Here is a 22134-nt window from a genome sequence, read left to right as displayed (position 1 = left end):
TATGCCAGCAAAAACAGGAAAACAATATATCGAACGTTTACAAAAAGCAAATAACAATGTTTATATTCATGGGGAAAGGGTGAAGGATGTAACGGCGCACCCAGCCTTTAAAAATGTCATTCAATCGATGGCGAAGCTATATGATCTTCAATATGAAAAGGCCGATAAAATGCTTTACACCTCTCCTAGCAGTGGGGAACAAGTAGGAATGACCTTCCTGCAGCCAAAAAGTATTGATGATTTAATCGCTAGACGTGAAGCAATAACAGAGTGGGCAAAGGTATCAGGAGGAATGATGGGACGTTCCCCAGACTATTTAAATGCTGAAGTGATGGCAATGGGAGCAGCCTATGATTTCTTTTCCGAAGGGGATCCACTCCTTGTAGAAAATGCGAAAAATTACTATGAATATGCTAGGGAAAATGATATTAGCTTAACACATACATTAATCCACCCACAAGTAAATCGTGCAAAGGCACAGCATGAGCAAAAGGATGCCAATGTGGCATTGCATTTAGTTGAGAAAAATAAAGATGGAATTATTGTGGATGGAATCCGACTTCTTGCGACACAGGGTGGAATCACCGATGAGATTCTCGTTTTCCCTTCTACAGTAAAAAAAGCAGGAGAGTTAGATGATCCTTATTCGCTTGCCTTTGCCATTCCAAATAATACTCCAGGTCTAAAATTTATTAGCAGAGAGTCATTTGATTACGGTAAAAATCAATGGGATCATCCGCTTTCCTCACGTTTTGAAGAAGGGGATGCGATCGTTTCCTTCGAAAATGTGTTTGTTCCATGGAATCGTGTATTCGTGTGTGGAAATTCTTCTATTTGTAATCGGACGTTTAGAGAAACGAATGCAGTTGTCCATATGGCTCATCAAGTAGTAGCAAAGAACATTGTGAAAACGGAGTTCTTGCTAGGCCTAGCACTTTCAGTCATGGATGCTATTGGGATTGATCAATTCCAGCATGTACAAGATAAAGGAACAGAAATCATGCTTACACTCGAAACGATGCGCAGTCATCTCTATCGTGCAGAACACAATGCAAAGCTTGATAAATGGGGAATCATGACGCCGGATTATGCGGCATTAGATGCAGCACGGAATTGGTATCCACGAGTATATCCTCGTCTCGTAGAGATTTTACGAATATTGGGAGCTTCCGGTTTGATGGGAATTCCGACACAAGCAGATTTTCAAAATGAAGATATTGGTCAGTTAATCCATCGAGGACTACAAGGAAAAAATTTAGAAGGATATGAACGTGTACAACTGTTCCGCTTAGCATGGGATATGACTATGAGTGCATTTGGTAACAGACAAATGCATTATGAATACTACTTCTTTGGTGATCCGATTCGGATGGGAATGACTTATTTTGAAGGGTACGAAAAAGAGTCCTATAAAGAAATCATTAAGGAATTTTTAGGGCAAGTCGATTCTGGGAAATCTAGCTTTTTAAGTGTGTAAAGAGGGGGTATATGGGGTGGATTTTAATATTATTCGTGCGGCAAGAGCAATACTGAATGTCACAAATCTAGAAGAATCAAGGCGCTTTTATGTAAATGCCCTTGGCTTTGTTGAAACGGAAAGTGACGACGAGACGATTTATTTACGTGGACTCGAAGAACATATCCATCATAGTCTAGTGCTGAAAAAGAGTGACGAACCAAGTGTGGAGGTCATTAGTTATAAAGTATATTCGGAAGCAGATCTTGATTCATTAGACCGTTTCTTCAATGAAAAAGGGTTCCTAACAAAATGGGTGGAAGCGGGAACACAAAAGGCTTTGGGTAGAGCATTACGAGTTCAGGATATTTCTGGTCTTCCGATTGAGTTTTTCGCAACAATGGACACGGTGGACCGTTATCTTCAACGCTATGATTTATATAGAGGGGCTAAGGTTCAACGAATCGACCATTTTAATTGTGCAGTAAGGGACGTAGAGAAAGCATACAATTTTTATATAGATGAACTAGGATTTTCATGTTCAGAGTATACAACCGCAGACGATGAAAAAATATGGGCTGCATGGCTGCACCGGAAGCCAACTGTCCATGATGTGGCCTTTATGAACGGTGTGGGTCCACGTTTACATCATATTGGTTTTTGGTTAAGTGATCCAATGAGTGTGATTCATACGTGTGATGTTCTTGCATCACTTGGGTATGGAGCAAATATTGAAAGAGGACCAGGTAGACACGGTTTATCGAATGCGTTTTTCCTTTATTTACGGGATCCTGATGGTCATCGCATTGAATTATACAATGGAGATTATTTAACAAGTGACCCTGATTTTAAACCAGTGAAATGGGATCTGGATGACCCGATGCGCCAAACCTTCTGGGGACATGCAGCGCCTGATTGCTGGTTTAATGAAGCATCAAATGTTCTAGATGTGCATACAGGAAAGCTTGTCACAACAAGTGATCCACTATTAGAGAAGAAAAAACCGACAATTATCATCTAGGTGGTGGGAAATTGAAAAAAATAAAATATAAGCTTCTAGGTAGGCAGCAGCTCCAGGAATTCAATATGGAGGATCATGATCCATTGCAAAAGAACAATACTCCACCATTTGATGTTCCAGTAACTGGAATGGTTTATGGAGCACTGCTTAATTATAAGGGAGAAGTTGAAGCGATTAGTGATGCATTGCATCAGGAGCCATATAAGGCTCCACCGAAGGCACCGATTTTATATATTAAACCTGAAAACACAAAGATTGCTCATAAAATGCCCATTCCCCTTCCTGCAAATGTTACGGAATTACAAGTAGGTGCGGCACTCGGAATTGTGATTGGTAGAACGGCATCAAAAGTGAGCATTGAAGAAGCCTTTGATTATATTGATGGTTACACCATTGTAAATGATATTAGTATTCCACATGAGAGTATCTATCGTCCGGCAATTAGTCAAAAGGCAAGAGATGGATTTTGTCCGGTTGGCCCTTATATTGTTGAAAAGCATTCATCGATTCAACCAGATCGTCTTAAGATTCAAGTGTTTATTAATAATGAACTTTGCCAGGAAAATTCAACCGCTAATTTGATTCGTCCTGTTGCACAGTTACTGTCAGAAATGACGAGTTTTATGACACTTGACCCAGGTGATGTTGTATTAGTAGGTGTTCCGGAAAATCCGCCATTGGTGAAGGCTGGTGACCACATCAGAATTGAAATTGAGCAAATTGGTGTATTGGAAAATCAAGTAGTAAGGGAAGAAGAGCTAAGATTGGGGGTGAGCCCTTGAAAACAGCAAGAGTTGCCTATAAGGGTAGGATCTATGAGGCTGTAGAAAAGGATGGGAAATTACAACTAAACGATCATCGTCTTATTTCTATGGATGAAGTAGTCTGGTTACCCCCTGTTATCCCTCGAACCATTTTTGCGTTAGGGCTTAATTATGCCGATCATGCCCAAGAACTAGATTTTAACGCACCGAGCGAACCGTTAGTATTTTTAAAAGGACCCAATACATTGATTGGACATCAAGGTCAAACAAAACGACCTAAAGATGTAGACTTTATGCACTATGAATGTGAGTTAGTTGTTGTGATTGGAAAGGTTGCTCGGAATGTAACAAGTGAAGAGGCGTATCAATATGTAAAGGGCTATACCATTGCCAATGATTATGCCATCCGTGATTACTTAGAAAATTACTATCGTCCAAATTTACGCGTAAAAAATCGTGATACGTGCACACCAATCGGTCCATGGTTAGTAGATGCAGAGGATATTAAAGATCCTATGAATCTTACTTTACGTACCTATGTAAATGGTGAATTGACTCAAGAAGGTTCAACGAGTCAAATGATCTTTAGTATTCCATTTTTAATCGAGTATTTGAGTAGCTTTATGACGCTAAGCCCTGGAGATATGATTCTAACTGGAACCCCAAAGGGAGCAGTCAACACAAAGATTGGTGATGAAGTCATTACAGAAATTGAAGGAATTGGGCGTCTACTAAGCACAATTGTGGAGGACGATGGATAATAGGAGGAATGTGTGTGCCGCATATTATTGTAGAATATACGGATAACATAAGAGAAGAAGCTAGAATAGCAGAGCTTTTACACAAAATGAATCAGGTATTAATCTCTAGAGGCGATGTTTTTCCGATTGGAGGGATCCGCTCAAGAGCTATTGAATTACATGATTATGTTGTAGCGGACGGCAAGCATGATGATGCATTTGTACACACATGCTTAAAGATAGGTGCAGGTAGATCAGTTGAGGATAAGAAATCAACCTGTGATGAGCTCTTTGACGTAATGACGTCCCATTTTTCCGCGATTTATGAAAAGAGATATCTTGCGTTGTCATTAGAGCTTATTGAATTCAGTGAAGCAGGAACATATAAGCTAAATAATATTCATACAAGGTATAAAAAGTAAGCATAAGAAGGAGGGAAAGAGATGGATGATCGACTATTTCGCAATGCAATGGGGAAATTTGCAACAGGTGTAACGGTCATTACAACAGCAGTCAATGGTGATGTACACGGAATGACTGCCAATGCATTTATGTCTGTTTCACTGAATCCGAAGCTTATTCTCATATCCATTGGAAATCGGGCAAATATGAAGAATTTAATTGATCAATCAAAGAAATTTGCCGTAAATATATTAGCCAAAGAACAAAAAGATGCTTCGCAATATTTTGCGGGGCAGCTAAATGACCGAAGAGAAATCGAATTTCGCTGGAATAATGATATACCCATTCTTCCTAACTCAATCACAAATATCGTTTGTGACCTATACGCGTCTTACCCAGCAGGTGACCACACTCTCTACATCGGAGAAGTCAAGGACATCGTCATGAACGAAGGCAAACCACTCACATTCTATGAAGGCACCTACGCTTCAATCAGTTAAGGGGTCGTTAAGGGGTCTGACCCCACTATGTCATTTCTAGAACGAATAAAGCTTATTCGTACTGGATTTTACATTGTGGGGTCTGACCCCCTTTTTGCTTTACAAGAAAGTATAAGAACAGGTCCTTGGTTAATTATAAGTAGGAGAATGTGAATTGAGGATGGTTTGAATGCGGAATATAGTTCAACTTTACATAACAGATTTGAAGCGGATTGTAACCAATTGGGCGGCGTTGATTATTATTCTTGCGCTTATTGCCTTACCTTCTTTATATGCATGGTTCAATATTCAAGCCTCCTGGGACCCGTATGGAAATACGAAAGGAATTCCTGTGGCGATAACGAATGAGGATGCCGGTACGCAATTACAGGGTCAAAAGGTAAATGTAGGAGATTTAATCGTTCAATCCTTGAAAAAAAATAAAAAATTAGGCTGGACCTTTGTTGATAAGAAGAAAGCCTTAGATATGGTCAAACACGGTGATGCCTATGCGAGTATTCTTATTCCAAAAGATTTCTCGAAAAAAATGACCTCTATTCTGGAAGAAAACCCTGAAAAACCGGTTATTACTTATACTGTAAATGAAAAAATAAATGCAATTGCTCCCAAAATAACATCTACAGGTGCGACAGGTATCGTTCAGCAAATAAGTGAAGAATTCATTAAGACGGTCAGTAAAACGATATTTTCCATATTTAATGAATTGGGCATTGAGCTTGAAAAAGATCTTCCAGATATTAAAAACATGAAAAATCTTATATTTCGCTTAGAGAATGATATTCCGAGAATTAATCAAATCGTTAATACGGCACTAAATGATATAAATACAGCTGGAGAGCTAGAATCGAAGGTGCGAAACAACCTGCCAATCATTAAAAATGTCGCGAATAAAGGGGTACAATTGACCAATGAATTGAGCGATTTTATCAATAAAAATAAGGAAGCGGTTCAAAACATTATTCCGATCATAAAAGGGAATATTGATCAACTGAGGGAACTTGCAGACACAAAATCTCAAATCCAATCGATTTTGCAAAATTACCAAAACAATCCTGACGAAGCCAATGCTGCTTTATCAGAAATAAATACTAGATTAAATCGAGGGGTCGTTGTCATTGATTACACCACTGGGCTTTTAGAAAAATTGAACGCTCAGTCTGATCAAAAACGCCTATCCATATTTCTCAATCAATTAACAAAATTAAAAAGCGATCTCCAATCTGAAATCGCCTTAAATAATCAAATTATTACTTCAAAAACAGTGGCCGATAATGTAAAAAAACGTCTAGATGACGTATCTAATCTAGCTTCTTCTAAAATTGCAGATATACATGCAAATTTCGAGAGTCAATATGTTCCTGCCATTCGAAGGACAATGGACGATGGAATGGTTGTATTAGAAGGTACAAAAAAAGTGTTGACCGATGCACAGAATAGTATGCCTGATGTTGAACGAATACTACAGGACTCATCGAAAGGAATTTCAACAGGAAAGCAAACGATTGTGAAGCTGAAGAAAGATCTTCCGACAGTTGAAAAGAAAATAAGGGAGATTGCCCATCGAATTCGAGAATTTGATAAAAAGGCAGATATCAATGAGATTATTCGTTTCTTAAAGCATAATGTCAATAAGGAAAGTGAGTTTTTAAAGAATCCGATTTTACTGAAAGAGCATAAGCTTTTCCCCATCCCTAACTATGGATCAGGCATGACTCCTTTTTTTACTACCCTTTCATTATGGGTAGGAGCAATGCTCTTGATTTCGTTATTAACGGTAGAGGTCGAGAATGATCAATTAAAAAGCTATCAAGTATATTTTGGACGCTTATTCACATTTTTAACGATTGCCATTCTTCAGTCCTTGATTGCAACATTAGGGGATATGTATTTACTTCATACCTATGTAGCGGACAAGCCTTGGTTTGTACTTTTTGGCGTTGTCAATAGCATCATATTTATGGTAATGGTGTATACCTTTGTTTCGGTTTTTGGAAATGTTGGGAAGGCTCTTGGGATTGTGCTTCTTGTTTTACAGATTTCTGGTTCTGGAGGAACCTTTCCAATACAAGTTGCACCAAGGTTTTTTCAGCTGATCAATCCTTATCTACCCTTTACCTATTCCATTAGTTTGATGAGGGAGGCAACAGGGGGGATCTTGTGGGATATCGTTCAGAAGGATGTAATCATCCTGTCGATCTTTTTAATTGTTTCTGTTTTTATCGGTGTTACGTTGAAAAAATTCATTAATCAAGCAAGTGAAAAAATGATAAAAAAGGTAAAAGAAAGTGGTTTAATCCATTAAGTACGTATATTAAATAAATAAAATCCGCATATTTACAAATATGCAAATAGGATGTTATATTCATCTCAGTGAAATAACTTTTTTGATATAGTAATTTATGGTTGCTATCGGAAAGAATATCCAATGCATAAATTGGATGAAACCCAGTGTTTTAAGCTTATTTTAGTTTTTGTTCCAATAAATAAGCAATTATGAAATTTTCCAATTTTGTTTTTTCTAAATATTTTATTGACGATTTAATTGTTTTTTAATTATGATAATTATACTGAAATAATATTTAACCTGCTAGGGGGAAAAACAAATGGATGCAGCGGTGAACAAACAACTTGAATCCAAGCAATCAAAAAAGCACCCACCTGGATTATACTTGTTATTCATGACAGAGATGTGGGAACGTTTTAGTTATTATGGAATGAGAGCCATTCTTGTTTTATATTTAACCAAATCACTTGTTAATGGTGGTTTAGGAATGAATGAAAGTACAGCCCTTGCATTATATGGATTTTTTACAGGTGCTGTTTATTTTACACCATTAATTGGTGGATGGTTATCAGATAGATTTTTAGGGCAAAGACGTGCTGTTACTATCGGTGGAATCATCATGGCAATCGGAAATATTGTTCTTTTTGCCCATCAAAGCTATGGAGCAGTATACACAGGATTAATTTTATTAATCGTCGGTAATGGATTTTTTAAACCGAATATTTCAACCATTGTCGGTGAGCTGTATGATCCAAAAGATAAACGTCGTGATGCGGCATTTACGATTTTCTATATGGGGATTAATGTAGGAGCATTCTTCTCTCCATTAATCATCGGATTTATTACTGATAAGTGGTTCGCGGTACATGCGAATGGCGTCATTGAATATGGCTATAAATATGGATTCCTTGCTTCAGCTATCGGAATGATTATTGGTCAAATTTTATTTAATTCTTTAGGAAATCGTTTTTTAGGCGATATCGGTAAAAAGCCTGTTGGAAAACCACAAGTTTCTTCAGTCGGAGCAGTTGAAAAACAAAAATTAACGAAAACTGAAAAAAATAGAATGAAGGTTATCTTTATTTTAGCTGCCTTTGTTGTCTTCTTCTGGGCAGGGTTTGAACAAGCTGGTGGAGCATTAAGTATTTATACAGATAAATTTGTTGATCGTACACTATTTGGTTGGGAAATACCAACATCATGGTTCCAATCGGTTAACCCGTTATTTATTGTTTTATTAGCACCACTTGTATCGCTTCTTTGGGTAAAATTATCGAATCGTAAGCGTGGGGATCTTCCAGTTCCAACAAAAATGGCGTTCGGTATGATGCTATTAGGAATTGGGTATATCATTTTAATATTTGCTGTTATGCAAACCGGAAGTAATGAGCATCATATTACGACTAAGGCGAATATCTTGTTTATTGTATTTACTTATCTTTTCCATACCATTGGTGAATTGTTCTTATCACCTGTAGGGTTATCTTTTGTAAGTAAGTATGCACCAATTAAATTTGCCTCTTTACTAATGGCAGTATGGATGGCAAGTTCATTCGTTGCAAACATTATTGCAGGTCAATTAGGTTCATTTACAAGTAAATTGGGCTATCTTGAAGTGTTTTCTGTCATTGGAATTGTCGTAATTATTTTAGGACTTATTCTTCTTTCAGTTTCCAGAAAACTTGTGAAAATGTTAGCTGACGACCAAACAATAGAAAAGACGAATCAAGAAAACGAAGAAGATATTTCAGATGGAGTATTAAGACCAAACTAAACAAAAAAGAGTGTAGGAAAAAATTCTGCACTCTTTTTTTTATACACTCATTTCAGACTATAGAGAAATTTCAGAAAACCAATTGACTTTGCAAAATTGATTCGTTATTCTGAATATATATGACGAAATTATGTATCTACGCTAATATTACGTCATATAATGAAATGGAATAATCTATATCATTTATTTGTGTTAAAGGGGGTTCCTTATGATTGAATCTGCAGATCGATCAATGATCCAGCATCAGCAGCTTCTTGATTTAAAAAACACGATTAAGAAAGTATACCATCAAGTGCCCTTCTACCAAGAAAAGTTTCTTGAACATCATATAGCACCCCACGATATTCAAACATTAGAAGACATTCGAAAACTTCCGTTTACAACGAAGAAAGACCTCCGTGATCAATACCCATTTGGACTATTTGCAGTTAAACAAGACGAATTAATAAGACTTCATGCGTCAAGTGGTACGAGTGGGAAACCGACAGTCGTTGGTTATACCAAACAAGATATTGCTGATTGGTCCTCTATAGTAGCTAGGGCGATTAAAACCGCAGGGGGAAGACCAGGGGATATTCTTCAAAATGCCTATGGATACGGCTTGTTTACTGGAGGTTTAGGTTTGCATTATGGTGGAGAGGAATTAGGAGTTGTGGTGATCCCGATATCAGGTGGGAATACAGAAAGACAAATTAATCTCATCGAGGACCTTAAACCGACCATTATTTGTTCGACCCCATCCTATGCCTTAAATATTGGGGAGAAAATGCGTGAACTAGGATTGGACCCACGTAAGTCCTCTTTAAAAATAGGAATATTTGGAGCGGAGCCATGGTCTGAAGAAATGCGAAGCAAGCTTGAAGAATTATTCGATATTAGAGCTTGTGATATCTATGGTTTAAGCGAAGTGGTTGGTCCGGGTGTTGCGATAGAATGCTATGAGGCACAAAACGGACTACATATTGCAGAGGATCACTTTTTTGTCGAAGTAATTAATCCAGAAACACTTGAGCCAGTGCCTGAAGGGGAAGAGGGTGAATTGGTTTTTACTAGCTTAAAAAAGGAAGCGCTTCCAATCATCCGCTATCGTTCGGGTGATATCGCATCGATTACAACGGAAAAATGCATTTGCGGTCGTACATCGGCACGAATGTCACGCATTAAGGGGCGAATTGACGATATGCTAATACTCCGAGGAGTAAATGTCTTTCCGTCAGAAATTGAACATCATTTAATTCAAATAAAAGAAATCGTACCACATTATCAAATATATCTTCATAGAATATCCTCATTAGATGAAGCACATCTTCACGTAGAAATTAAAGAAGAGATTTACAAAGAAGTTTCCCAGAATCTCGAACATCCAATGATTAAAACACTTCAAGCAGAAATTTATAGAAAACTAAAATCCAATTGTTTAGTATCCATGAAAATCATTATTCATCCCCCTAAACATATTCCAAGATCTGAGGGGAAAGCCATTCGAATTGTAGACCAACGCTTACAAAAGCAAAATAGTTAGTTGAATTCAAACAAATGTACGATCTATTGGTGGGCAAAAAAAGAGCGTCTAACTAGATATATCTTCAAGAAAGGAGATCATTATGAGTTTTGTTGATCTAAAACAAATGACAGAAGAAGAAAAGCATGAGCAATTCATGGAAAGAATTAATCGCGGGGAGAAAATCGAAGCGGATGATTGGATGCCAGATGATTATCGAATGGTCTTAATCAAATTAATCTCCATGCATGGAATTAGTGAAATTATGGGAGCATTGCCTGAGAAGGAATGGGTACCTAAAGCCCCTTCATTAAGGAAGAAGCTTGGAATCATGGCGAAGGTACAGGACGAGATGGGGCATGGGCAATTGCTGCTTCGGGTCGTCGAGGATCTACTGGAGCCACTAGGGAAAAATCGCGCAGATATTATGGAAGACCTCTTCACCGGACGATTAAAGTTTCACAATGTTTTTCATATGGAGGCACCAACATGGGCGGATGCTGGAATGATAGCCTGGCTTGTTGACGGTGCAGCAATTATGACACAGACAAATATGCTGCAAGCATCCTACGGTCCATACGCCAGAGCGTTGCATAGAATCTGTGCCGAGGAAGTCTTCCATGCTCAACACGGTGAGTCTATTATTATGGCATTAGCCGAAGGAACAGAGCTGCAAAGAAAAATGCTCCAGGAATCGTTAAATCGCTGGTGGGATTCACTACTCATGTTTTTTGGGCCAGCAACAGCACAAACTACCGGCTCATCGAAACAGGATTTAACCATTAAATATAAAATTCGTTCGAAAACAAATGAACAACTGCGCCAAGACTTTTTTTCAAAATATGTGCCGCGGGTACTTGCACTAGGATTAAAACTTCCAGATGAGACAATGTACTACGACAAGGAAAAAGAAGAGTGGGTGTATCAGCAGCCTGACTGGAATGAATTTAAAAAGATTATTTCCAATAACGGTCCAAAATCAGCAGAACGATTGCAGCTCCGGAAAATTGCCTATGAGAATAATGCATGGGTTCGTGAAGCATTGTAAGGGGTGATAAAAATGACAGAATCAAAGGATTTTTATGAAGTATATGAAGTGTTTAGCAGGAGAACCTTTAAATCGGATATGCAGCATCAATTTAGTTTGCTTGCTCCCAATCAAGAAATGGCATTTGTTATGGCACAAGAAAATTTTATGAGAAGGGAGCCAGCAGTGGATATTTGGGTAGTAAAGCGGTCCGATATTCGTAAATTAATGCCAGAAGAACGAGCATCTCTTTCGAGAATAGATAATAAGGACTATCGTTTAACGAAAGGATATGGCTATCTAAAAAAGAAATGGCGTCAGTATGAACAACAGGTATTAGATGAGAAAGAAATTATGTCTTGGGGAGGAGTGCAACGTGGGTCAACTGAACGTAAATGAAAATCAAGAATACAAACAGTTAGTAATCGAGCTTTTATATCAACTTGCTGATGATGATTTTATCCTTGCGTTTCGTGGTTCGGAATGGCTTGGTTTAGCTCCTCATATTGAAGAAGATATCGCCTATGCATCGATTAATCAAGATACGATGGGGCATGCGGTGATGTACTACGAACTATTAGAAGCCCTTGGTGAAGGACCAGCTGATCTTCTTGCACATGGTCGGAAAGCAGAACATCGAAAAAACGCGATTTTATTAGAAATGGCGAATGGTACAGGAACCTATTTAGAAAATCCTAAATACGATTGGGCTTTTGCTGTTGTTCGTCATTATTTCTATGATATTTATAAAAAATTAAAACTTGAATCTTTAAAGCAATCAAGCTATGAACCTTTAGCACAAGCAGCGACGAAAATGAAAATGGAGCAATACTATCATATCATGCATTGGAAGGTTTGGTTTAACCAGCTTTGTTTAAGTGGTGGGGAAGCAAAAACAAGAATGCATGCAGCTATACAGCAGGTTTGGAATGAATTTGCTGGAGTGCTGACCTATGGAAAACACAGTCTCCAAATGTCCCAATATGGGCTCATTGAAGAAGAGAGTCTTTTCAAGAAACGCTGGGAGGAAGAAATGCGAAGGGTTTTTGAAGACGTAGCCATTTCCTATCCTGGAGATCCGAAAATGCAAAAGGGGAATGGAAGGGAAGGAGTGCATACGGACGATTTAATTCAAGCTCTAGCAACATTAAGTGAAGTGTATCACCTTGATCCACAAGCAACTTGGTAGGAGAGTGACAGAGATTGAATGAATTACTGATGAAAATAGAACATTGCTTACGCAGCGTTAAGGACCCTGAAATTCCATCGGTAAGTGTCATGGACTTGGGGATGATTGAAGAGATAAATGTATCAGATGATTCCATTGTGCACATTAAGGCACTGCCAACCTTTCTCGGTTGTCCTGCCTTAGAAATCATTAAAAAAAATATGATCGACGCTGTTTCAGCTATTGATGCTGTTAGCGATGTAAATGTGGAATTTATTTATCATCCACCCTGGACATCTGATCGGGTGACCGATGATGGAAAGGAAAAGCTAAAGCAATTTGGGATTGCTCCACCACCAGAATTTGATGCCCAAAATCATGAATGGAAAGTGGAATGCCCTTATTGCGGATCTCATTATACGACTATGGAGAATTTATTTGGACCAACTGCATGTCGTAGCATTTTATATTGTAAATCATGCAAAAACCCATTTGAAGCAATGAAACCAATATCAAATTTAATGTAACTGGAAGGAGTTATGACCATGTATAAAATGATCGCTTTATTTAAGAAACCAGAGGACACAGCAAGCTTCGATGACTATTATTTCAACACACATATGCCGCTAACGAATAAAATTCCTGGGCTAGAAAAGGTAGAGATAACGAAGATGTCAGGTTCAAGTCCCTATTATTTGATGTGTGTGATGTATTACGCGAGTAAGGAAGCCTTTAAGGAAGCATCTAAAACTCCTGAATCGAAGGCATCGGGAAAAGATGTGATGGAGTTTGCCGGTGACTTAGTTACATTCATGTTTGGTGAAGATGTGAATGACTAATTATGAATATATTCAGGTAGACCAAGAGGAAAGCATAGGTATTATTCGTTTAAACCGTCCAAAGGTTTTAAATGCGCTAAATCGAAAAATGGTATCTGAGATTGTTCAATCCATGCGAGAAATGGATCGTAATGATAGCGTTCGGGTCATCGTTTTATATGGAAATGGAAAGTCGTTCGCTGCTGGAGCAGATATTACTGAAATGGCTCAAGATGATTCCATCCATCTTGAATTATTAAATCAATTTGCCGAGTGGGATGATCTAGCACATATAAAAAAGCCAATAATCGGTGCCGTTCATGGCTTTGCTTTAGGTGGAGGCTTCGAGTTAGCGCTTGTATGTGATTTGCTATTTGCTTCGGAAGATGCGAAATTCGGCTTTCCAGAAATTAATTTAGCCGTCATGCCAGGTGCTGGTGGAACTCAGCGGCTAACAAAATTAATGGGGAAAACAAAGGCATTAGAATGGCTTTGGTCTGGAGAAATGATGACAGCAGAAACAGCTGAGGCATGGGGAATCATTAATCGCCGCTATCCACAGGAAATATTGGTTGAAGAAACATTGAAATATGCTAGGAATTTAGCAAATAAACCAGCATTGTCTGTTCGATTTATTAAAGAAGCCGTTTATAAAGCTGTTGATTATTCCTTATATGAGGGGATGCAATATGAACGGAAAAATTTCTCACTATTATTCTCTTCCGATGATCAAAAAGAAGGAATGAAGGCATTTGTTGAAAAAAGAAAACCTAATTTCAAAGGGCGCTAGGGGGGGATCAAATGTACGAAACGATTGAATTTGAAGTAAAAAATCATGTCGCATGGGTAACATTAAATCGGCCGGAAAAGCTGAATGCATTTAATGAACAGATGAAAATAGAGATAAAAGAGTCCTTAAAAAAGGCAGCTGCAGATCCAGATGTTCGTTGTATCGTCATTACTGGAAATGGAAGGGCATTTTGTTCGGGTCAGGATTTACAATCGGTCAATGAAGATACGGATTATGGAGAGCATTTAAGAAAATATTATAATCCGATGATTCAACAAATGGCGGCCATTGAAAAACCAATTATTGCGGCAATTAATGGCACTGCTGCCGGAGCAGGTCTAAGTCTTGCGCTTGCCTGCGATTTTCGACTAGCACATGAAAAATCAAGCTTTATCGAAGCCTTTATTCACGTAGGATTAGTTCCTGACTCAGGAAACATGTACTATCTCCCGAGAATTGTTGGCCATGCAAAAGCATTAGAATTGGCTATATTAGGAGAGAAGATTTCCGCAGCAGAAGCGAAGGATATAGGCTTGGTCACACAGGTCATCCCTCATGATAAGTGGAATGAAGATGTGACAGCCTTTGCTGAAAAATTAGCTCATATGCCAACAAAGGCAATCGGCTTAATAAAACGCTATTTTAATCAAAGCTGGGATTCTAATTTGCAGGAAGTATTAGGAAAAGAAGCATATGCACAAAAAATAGCAGGCAGCTCATATGATCACCGAGAGGGAATAGCCGCATTCTTAGAAAAAAGGAAACCTCTTTTTCTAGGAAAATAGGATGTGGGGATGATGAAATTGGTACAAAATATTGTCGTAATCGGTTCAGGAGTGATGGGCAGAGGGATCGCCTATGTTGCAGCAGTATCAGGTTTTTCGGTTCAGTTATGTGATATCAATGAACAATCATTAAATTCAGCTAAAGAAGAAATCGCAAAAATATTTAATAAAGGGATAGAGCGCAATAAAATAACCGAGGAAGAAAAGAACGCGGCGGAGGAAAGGTTACATTATACAAATAATATGGATCAATCAGTTAGCCATGCCGATTTAATTATCGAGGCCGTTCCGGAAAAAATAGAAATAAAGAAAAGTATATTTGAAGAAATTGATCGATTGGCTCCAGCCCACTGTCTGTTCGCTACTAATACATCTACGATGAGCCCAACAGAAATAGGCTCTTTTACCAATCGACCACAAAAAGTCATCGCGATGCATTTTTTTAATCCGGTCCACAAGATGCCATTAGTGGAAATCATTAAAGGGCTTGAAACGGATGAGCATACCGTGAATGTCATTCAAGAGACCGCTAGAAGAATGAAAAAAGAAACAGTGGTGGTGAATGAGTTTCCAGGCTTCGTCACTAGTAGAATCAGTGCATTGGTAGGAAATGAGGCCTTTTATATGTTACAGGAGGGGATTGGATCACCGGAAGATATTGATAAAGCGATCAAATTAGGTCTGAACTATCCAATGGGTCCATTCGAATTGGGAGATTTAGTCGGATTGGATACAAGGTTAAATAATCTTCAATATCTACATAAAACATTAGGCGAAAAATATCGACCTGCTCCTCTTCTCGTACAATATGTAAAAGCTGGGCGATTGGGAAGAAAGACAGGAAAGGGTGTATATGATTACACATCTAGGGGTGATTCCTAATGGATAATGTCGTGATTGTAGATGCGGTAAGAACGCCGATAGGTAGATATAAAGGAGCATTAAAAAATGTTAGACCAGATGATCTCGGCGCCATTGTAATAAAAGCATTAATAGAAAGAAACCCATTACTTCCCACCTCAGAAATTGAAGAGGTCGTTTTAGGGAATGCCAATCAAGCGGGGGAGGATAATCGCAATGTAGCAAGAATGGCGACCTTACTTGCGGGTTTACCAGTGGAGACCGCAGCAACGACCATTAATCGCCTCTGTGGATCGGGGCTTGATGCTGTAAATTATGCAGCCCGGGCGATCGCAATGGGCGAGGGTGAGATTTATATAGCTGGTGGGACAGAAAGTATGACTAGAGCTCCTCTTGTCACGGCAAAACCAAATGCTGAGTTTCCAAGAGGGAATATGGAATTATTCGATACAACCATTGGCTGGCGTTTTATCAATCCGAAATTGCAAGAAATGTATGGAACAGACTCCATGCCTGAAACGGCTGAAAATGTGGCAAAGCGATTTTCTATTACAAGAGAAGAGCAGGATCAATTTGCCTTTCAAAGTCAAATGAAGGCAAAAAAAGCAATGGAGCTCGGATTGTTTAGCGAGGAAATTATCCCTGTTTCGGTAGTGGATCGAAAGGGCAATGTGACCATTGTTGATACCGATGAACACCCGAGAGCAAATACCACGTTGGAAGGATTAGCAAAATTAAAGCCTATCTTTCCGGAAGGTACGGTAACTGCAGGAAATGCATCGGGAATTAATGATGGGGCTTCGGCTTTATTATTAATGAGTGAAAAAAAGGCAATGCAGCTCGGCTTAACCCCATTAGTAAAGTATAAAGCATCAGCTGTAGCTGGATTAGAACCGGCTGTTATGGGCTTAGGACCGATATATGCAACGAAAAAACTATTAAAGCGCATTGGTATGACAACAAAGGATATTGGTTTAGTGGAAATCAATGAAGCCTTTGCTTCCCAATCACTTGAATGTATAAAACAATTAGAGCTTGATCCTAATATAGTCAATGTAAACGGTGGTGCGATTGCATTTGGCCATCCATTAGGAGCTAGTGGTGCAAGAATTTTAACGACATTAATTTATGAAATGAAACGAAAAAGAACTGAGGTCGGTTTAGCAACAATGTGTATTGGTGTTGGCCAAGGCATTGCTACAATTATCGAGAATATCTGAGGATTGTCTACGCTTCGGCCTCTAAAAAAAGGTAGGTACTTCTAATGAAGGGCAACTTGAATACACGTTCAATGATCTTCACCATCTTTGGAGATTATATACGACATTATGGCAATGAAATATGGATAGGAAGCCTTATTCAATTACTAAAAGAATTTGGTCATAATGAGCAATCAGTTAGAGCAGCAATGTCAAGAATGAATAAACAGGGCTGGGTAGAGGCGCGAAAAATAGGCAATAAAAGCTATTATTATTTGACCCCTCGTGGTGACGATCGTATGGATGAGGCAGCCACCCGAATTTATAAATTAAAGCAAGAGAAATGGAATGGGAAATGGACGATGCTCACGTATTCGATTCCCGAAGATAAGCGCTCTATACGAGATGAGCTAAGAAAGGAACTCGTGTGGAGTGGCTTTGGACCAATCGCTAATAGCTGTTGGATTTCCCCGAACCCATTAATCAAACAGGTGCATACACTTGTTGATAAATATGACATTAGCAATTATGTACATGTATTTATAACGGAGTATAAAGGTCCCCATGAAAACCAAAGGCTAATCCAGGAATGCTGGGATATTGAGGAAATCAATGCCCAATATAAACGATTTATTGATCGTTATCACCCAAAATATGAGACGGTCAAAAAACGAATTCAAACTGGTAATATGTCCCCCGCTGATTGTTTCGTAGAACGGACAAAGCTTGTCCATGAATATCGAAAATTTTTATTTATCGATCCTGGTTTACCTGAAGAACTGCTTCCAAAAAAATGGCTAGGAAATCAAGCAGCATTGCTGTTTTCTGATTATCATAAGGAACTGGCTGTACCTGCAGGTCAATTTTTTGAATCCATCTTCAAAAAGGAAAATCAACTACATCGTAAAAATAAATCATTTGATATTTTACAGCATCCATTAATTCTAGAAGAATCGGGGGAACGCTTATGAATCGACTAACAAAAAAACTGGGAATCGAACTTCCAGTCATTCAAGGCGGAATGGGCAATATTAGTAATGCTGAGCTAGCTGCGGCGATTTCAAATGCGGGTGGTTTGGGCACCATTGGTGTAGGAACAATGAATCCAGATGAAGTAGAAAAACTGATTCATAGAATCCAACACTTAACAAAGAAGCCATTTGCTTTGAATCTCCCTATTAACGTGAATCCAAATATACGGGAAATGCTAGAGCTAGTCTGGAAATATTCAATACCGATTATTTCTTTATCTGCAGGAAATCCGGCTCCCTACATCCCATTATTGCATGAACATAATGTGATGGTGATGGTAGTAACGGGATCTGTCAAGCATGCGGTAAAGGCAGAACAAGCGGGAGCAGATGTCATTGTTGCAGAAGGGTATGAGGCAGCAGGAATCAATTCACCATTTGAAACAACCACCCTAACACTGATCCCCCAAGTGGTAGACGCTGTAACCATTCCTGTCGTTGCTGCAGGAGGAATTGCTGATGGTCGCGGATTACTTGCTGCTTTATCCCTTGGTGCTGAAGGTGTACAAATGGGGACCCGATTTATAGCGACAAAGGAAGCTCCTTTTTCTAACAAGTATAAACGCAAGATTATCGAAGCAGAGGATCATAGTACTTTTATCATTGGTCGTAATCACGGGAAGATACGAAGAGTATTAAAAGGGGATTATGCTATAAACCTATCGAATACGGAAACTGAACTTTCAGATGACCAATTCATTGAGGCAACAAGTGAAAAGTATCATCTAATTGGAGCCCTTGAAGGTGATGAGAATCATGGTTTTATGAATAGCGGACAAATTGCTGGGCTGATTCATCATGAACCTACAGTGGCTGAACTCCTTGAAGAAATGATGGATGATTGTCGAAAAAGATTGAAAAACATAGGAAATCTACTGGAGGATTAAGCAGGAACAAAGTCCTTTCATGCAGAAATATCATGGGAGGATCGATTTGTGTAGAAATTTTGGAATATTAAAACTTTTAAAACTCCAAATTTTTTACGAGATCCCTCATGAAAAAAATAGAAAGGAGGATAAGGAAGAAACACTGCAACAATCTTTGATAATGAACTTATTTCATAGGGGGAAATGGAATGAAAATTAGTTGGAAAAAGAGTGCGATGATTTTGTTCAGTGCCTTTTTATTAGCTTCCTGCGGTGCTCAAGGTGAAAAGAAATCGACCGGTGGGGAAGGAGCAAGTGGAGATTCCGAAAAAACAGAGAAAACGTATAAAATTGGTGTAACCCAATATGTCGAGCATCCTTCATTAGATGCAGCATTTGAAGGCTTTAAAAAGGCAATTGAAGAATCAGGATTAAAAGTTGAGTATGATACACAAAATGCTCAAGCAGATAATAGCTTGAACACAACCATTGCAAATAATTTAGTAAGCTCCAATGTTGATCTCATCTTTGCTAATGCAACGCCAAGTGCCCAGGCAGTAGCAAGTGCCACAAAAGATATTCCTATCATTTTTACTTCAGTGACAGACCCAGTAGGTGCTGAGCTAATTACATCTATGGATCAGCCTGGCGCAAATGTTACAGGAACGATTGATACCCATCCAGATGCAATTCCAAACACACTAAAGTTTATGAAAGAACAACTAAATATGAAAAAAATCGGCATGGTCTTCAATTCCGGTGAACAAAATTCACGTGCCCAAGTAGATATCGTTAAAAAACTGGCCGAAGAACAAGGTGTAAAGATTGAAGAAGCTCCAGTTGCGACCTCAGCAGATGTAAAGCAAGCAACAGAATCATTAGTAGGAAAAGTTGATGGCTACTATATTATAACAGATAACACGGTTGTATCTGCCTTAGAATCCGTCATCTCTGTAGCAAATGATAATAAGCTACCTGTTATGGTCGGCGAATTTGACAGTGTCAAACGTGGTGGACTAGGTGCATACGGCTTTGAATATTTCGATATTGGCTATGAAGCCGGGCAAATGGCTGTGAAAATCTTAAAGGATGGAAAGAAACCATCAGAACTACCGGCACAGCCACCGCAAAATTTAAAACTAGTCATTAATAAAAAAGCGGCAGAAGCAGCTGGCATCGAAATCAAGGATGAGTGGGGCGCGGAATTTAGCGAGTAATTAGGAGATGGTTCAATGTTAACACAAATATTTGGTTCAATATTTGGTTCAGTGGAGCAAGGAATCATCTATGCCATCATGGCACTTGGAGTGTATCTTTCATTCCGAGTGCTTGATTTTCCAGACCTAACGGTAGATGGAAGCTTTGTTACAGGAAGTTCTGTGGCAGCAACGATGATTGTTTTAGGTTACAATCCAATTCTCGCAACCATCGCTGCCGTTGTTGCAGGGTTTATTGCAGGATGCATCACAGGAATTTTACATACAAAGGGTAAAATTAATCCATTATTGTCTGGAATCTTGATGATGATTGCTCTCTATTCTATCAATCTACGAATAATGGGAATGTCTTCAGAAACATCTGTAGGTAGACCAAATATCCCCTTATTAAATTCAGAAACAATTATGACAAAGTTTACGCAATTTTGGCAGCAGCTAGGGATCGACCAGTGGTTAAATCAACTGCTTAGTTATACTGGTATTCAATACTTGCCGAAAACCTGGGGAATCGTAGTATTGATGATTATTGTTACTTTTATTATTAAATGGATTCTTGATCGTTTTTTACAAACAGAAGTTGGCCTTGCATTAAGGGCAACTGGTGATAATCAGCGAATGATCAGAAGCTTTTCAGCGAATACCGATTCTTTAATCATTCTTGGATTGGGGATATCGAATGCATTCGTTGCTTTATCTGGTGCTCTTATTGCCCAGTATGGGAAATTTTCTGATGTTAATTTAGGGATTGGGATGATTATTATCGGTCTTGCTTCCGTTATTATTGGTGAAGCAATATTTGGAACAAAGACCGTTTTTCGAACGACTTTAGCCGTTATTATTGGGGCCATTATCTATCGGGTCATTCTCGGATTAGCTCTAAGAATCAAAATACTCGATACAGGGGACATGAAATTAATTACCGCCATTATTGTTACGCTTGCCTTAGTAATCCCTAAAATTCTTGAAAGACAAAGAGAAAAGCGACGTAAGGCAAGGAGATTTTCAGAGCGGTTCACGCATACTGCTGGAAAAAAGGAGGGAGATCAAATTGCTCCGCCTAGAACAGATTAATAAGGTTTTTAATGAAGCAACTCCAGATGAAAAAGTCGCGTTAGATCAAATTAATTTAACCTTAGAAAAAGGGGATTTTGTCACTGTTATTGGGAGTAATGGTGCGGGTAAATCAACCTTAATGAATATGATTTCTGGTGTGCTAACTCCTGATATAGGAACGGTGAAAATTGATGATAAAGATGTGACGAGATTACCAGAATACAAGCGCTCAAAACTAATTGGTCGAGTATTCCAAGATCCGATGGCTGGAACAGCACCAACGATGACGATTGAGGAAAATCTTGCCATGGCTTATTCGCGAAACAAATCACGTTCGCTTAGAAAAGGAGTTGATAAAAAAAGAAGGGAGTTTTTTAAAGAATCATTAAAATCTTTGCATCTTAATTTAGAGAACCGCCTAAATGCGAAGGTTGGACTTTTATCTGGGGGAGAACGTCAAGCTCTATCTTTATTAATGGCGACGTTTACTCAGCCTTCTATTCTACTTTTAGATGAACATACGGCTGCCCTTGATCCTTCACGTGCAAAATTAATCACAGATCTTACGAAGGAATTAGTAAAAAAGGATCAATTGACCACGCTAATGGTTACCCATAATATGCAACAGGCCCTTGATCTAGGGAATCGCTTAATCATGATGGATAAAGGGCAAATCATTCTTGAAGTAAGGGAGGAGGAGAAAAAGGACTTGACCATCGAACAATTATTAAAGGAATTCCAGAAAATTCGTGGTGAAAGTATCATAAGTGACAGAACACTTTTATCAATCGATTAACTAATTATTAAAGGCTGTTAGTAAAAGCCCAACTGCTGGCTTTTACACCCAATAAAGGGATTAGCGGTGTTGATTGCTCTT

22 protein-coding genes and 1 pseudogene are annotated in these 22134 nt (G+C 38.6%); all 23 read left to right on the top strand.

Going from position 1 to position 22134, the window contains the following annotated elements; genetic code table 11:
- Position 1: 1 nt before the first annotated feature.
- The 23 genes and pseudogenes from hpaB (at position 2) to I5818_RS18765 (ending at position 22053) form a co-directional block, all read left to right on the top strand.
- Positions 2-1477 carry a 4-hydroxyphenylacetate 3-monooxygenase, oxygenase component gene (gene hpaB / locus I5818_RS18875; protein WP_078110652.1) on the top strand — a complete coding sequence of 492 codons (1476 nt, stop codon included), beginning with the start codon at positions 2-4 and terminating at the stop codon, positions 1475-1477.
- A 16-nt stretch (positions 1478-1493) separates the two neighbouring features.
- Positions 1494-2477: a 3,4-dihydroxyphenylacetate 2,3-dioxygenase gene (hpaD, locus tag I5818_RS18870; RefSeq protein WP_078110653.1), complete on the top strand. Its 984-nt coding sequence runs from the start codon at positions 1494-1496 to the stop codon at positions 2475-2477.
- A gap of 11 nt (positions 2478-2488) precedes the next feature.
- A complete protein-coding gene (locus I5818_RS18865) occupies positions 2489-3259 on the top strand; it encodes a fumarylacetoacetate hydrolase family protein (protein ID WP_078110654.1) in 771 nt (256 codons plus the stop codon).
- Positions 3256-4002: a fumarylacetoacetate hydrolase family protein gene (locus I5818_RS18860; RefSeq protein ID WP_078110655.1), complete on the top strand. Its 747-nt coding sequence runs from the start codon at positions 3256-3258 to the stop codon at positions 4000-4002. The genes I5818_RS18865 and I5818_RS18860 overlap by 4 nt, the downstream gene beginning before the upstream one ends.
- Before the next feature lie 14 nt (positions 4003-4016).
- Entirely contained in the window at positions 4017-4403 is a 387-nt protein-coding gene (locus tag I5818_RS18855) for a 5-carboxymethyl-2-hydroxymuconate Delta-isomerase (RefSeq protein WP_058003399.1), read from the top strand.
- 21 nt (positions 4404-4424) lie between these two features.
- Positions 4425-4883, top strand: a complete 459-nt coding sequence (locus tag I5818_RS18850; RefSeq protein WP_058003400.1) for a flavin reductase family protein — start codon at positions 4425-4427, stop codon at positions 4881-4883.
- A gap of 169 nt (positions 4884-5052) precedes the next feature.
- A complete protein-coding gene (locus I5818_RS18845) occupies positions 5053-7185 on the top strand; it encodes a YhgE/Pip domain-containing protein (RefSeq protein WP_078110656.1) in 2133 nt (710 codons plus the stop codon).
- A gap of 301 nt (positions 7186-7486) precedes the next feature.
- Positions 7487-8863 (top strand): annotated as a pseudogene (locus I5818_RS18840) (peptide MFS transporter); the annotation flags it as partial.
- A gap of 286 nt (positions 8864-9149) precedes the next feature.
- Positions 9150-10463, top strand: coding sequence for a phenylacetate--CoA ligase family protein (locus I5818_RS18835; protein WP_071976720.1), 1314 nt, complete (start codon positions 9150-9152; stop codon positions 10461-10463).
- An 82-nt stretch (positions 10464-10545) separates the two neighbouring features.
- On the top strand, positions 10546-11490 hold the full coding sequence (gene paaA, locus I5818_RS18830) for a 1,2-phenylacetyl-CoA epoxidase subunit PaaA (protein ID WP_078110400.1): 945 nt from the start codon (positions 10546-10548) through the stop codon (positions 11488-11490).
- Positions 11491-11502: 12 nt separating this feature from the next.
- Positions 11503-11868, top strand: a complete 366-nt coding sequence (gene paaB / locus I5818_RS18825) for a 1,2-phenylacetyl-CoA epoxidase subunit PaaB (RefSeq protein WP_058003404.1) — start codon at positions 11503-11505, stop codon at positions 11866-11868.
- Positions 11810-12658, top strand: coding sequence for a 1,2-phenylacetyl-CoA epoxidase subunit PaaC (gene paaC, locus I5818_RS18820; RefSeq protein WP_078110401.1), 849 nt, complete (start codon positions 11810-11812; stop codon positions 12656-12658). The genes paaB and paaC overlap by 59 nt, the downstream gene beginning before the upstream one ends.
- Positions 12659-12687: 29 nt before the next feature.
- A complete protein-coding gene (gene paaD, locus I5818_RS18815) occupies positions 12688-13164 on the top strand; it encodes a 1,2-phenylacetyl-CoA epoxidase subunit PaaD (RefSeq protein ID WP_058003436.1) in 477 nt (158 codons plus the stop codon).
- Positions 13165-13182: 18 nt separating this feature from the next.
- Complete coding sequence (locus tag I5818_RS18810) at positions 13183-13476, top strand: EthD family reductase (RefSeq protein ID WP_058003406.1); 294 nt, start codon at positions 13183-13185, stop codon at positions 13474-13476.
- Positions 13469-14245, top strand: coding sequence for an enoyl-CoA hydratase/isomerase family protein (locus I5818_RS18805; RefSeq protein ID WP_071976719.1), 777 nt, complete (start codon positions 13469-13471; stop codon positions 14243-14245). Before I5818_RS18810 ends, I5818_RS18805 begins: the two co-directional genes overlap by 8 nt.
- A gap of 11 nt (positions 14246-14256) precedes the next feature.
- Positions 14257-15030, top strand: coding sequence for an enoyl-CoA hydratase-related protein (locus I5818_RS18800; protein WP_071976718.1), 774 nt, complete (start codon positions 14257-14259; stop codon positions 15028-15030).
- A gap of 18 nt (positions 15031-15048) precedes the next feature.
- Positions 15049-15912, top strand: a complete 864-nt coding sequence (locus tag I5818_RS18795) for a 3-hydroxyacyl-CoA dehydrogenase (RefSeq protein ID WP_078110408.1) — start codon at positions 15049-15051, stop codon at positions 15910-15912.
- On the top strand, positions 15912-17111 hold the full coding sequence (locus I5818_RS18790; RefSeq protein ID WP_078110402.1) for a thiolase family protein: 1200 nt from the start codon (positions 15912-15914) through the stop codon (positions 17109-17111). Before I5818_RS18795 ends, I5818_RS18790 begins: the two co-directional genes overlap by 1 nt.
- Positions 17112-17155: 44 nt before the next feature.
- Complete coding sequence (paaX, locus tag I5818_RS18785; RefSeq protein ID WP_058003410.1) at positions 17156-18061, top strand: phenylacetic acid degradation operon negative regulatory protein PaaX; 906 nt, start codon at positions 17156-17158, stop codon at positions 18059-18061.
- Positions 18058-19008 (top strand): NAD(P)H-dependent flavin oxidoreductase, encoded by a 951-nt coding sequence (locus I5818_RS18780; protein WP_078110403.1) that lies wholly within the window; start codon positions 18058-18060, stop codon positions 19006-19008. The genes paaX and I5818_RS18780 overlap by 4 nt, the downstream gene beginning before the upstream one ends.
- A gap of 188 nt (positions 19009-19196) precedes the next feature.
- A complete protein-coding gene (locus I5818_RS18775; RefSeq protein ID WP_071976714.1) occupies positions 19197-20204 on the top strand; it encodes an ABC transporter substrate-binding protein in 1008 nt (335 codons plus the stop codon).
- Between the two features lie 27 nt (positions 20205-20231).
- A complete protein-coding gene (locus I5818_RS18770) occupies positions 20232-21275 on the top strand; it encodes an ABC transporter permease (RefSeq protein ID WP_078110410.1) in 1044 nt (347 codons plus the stop codon).
- Positions 21253-22053 carry an ABC transporter ATP-binding protein gene (locus I5818_RS18765; protein WP_058003413.1) on the top strand — a complete coding sequence of 267 codons (801 nt, stop codon included), beginning with the start codon at positions 21253-21255 and terminating at the stop codon, positions 22051-22053. The genes I5818_RS18770 and I5818_RS18765 overlap by 23 nt, the downstream gene beginning before the upstream one ends.
- Positions 22054-22134: the final 81 nt, after the last annotated feature.

It is taken from the genome of Heyndrickxia oleronia, assembly GCF_017809215.1.
In the GTDB taxonomy this organism is placed as follows: Bacteria; Bacillota; Bacilli; order Bacillales; family Bacillaceae_C; genus Heyndrickxia; species Heyndrickxia oleronia.
Note: the sequence above shows the minus strand (reverse complement) of the source record. Positions and strands in the feature narration are given on the sequence as shown.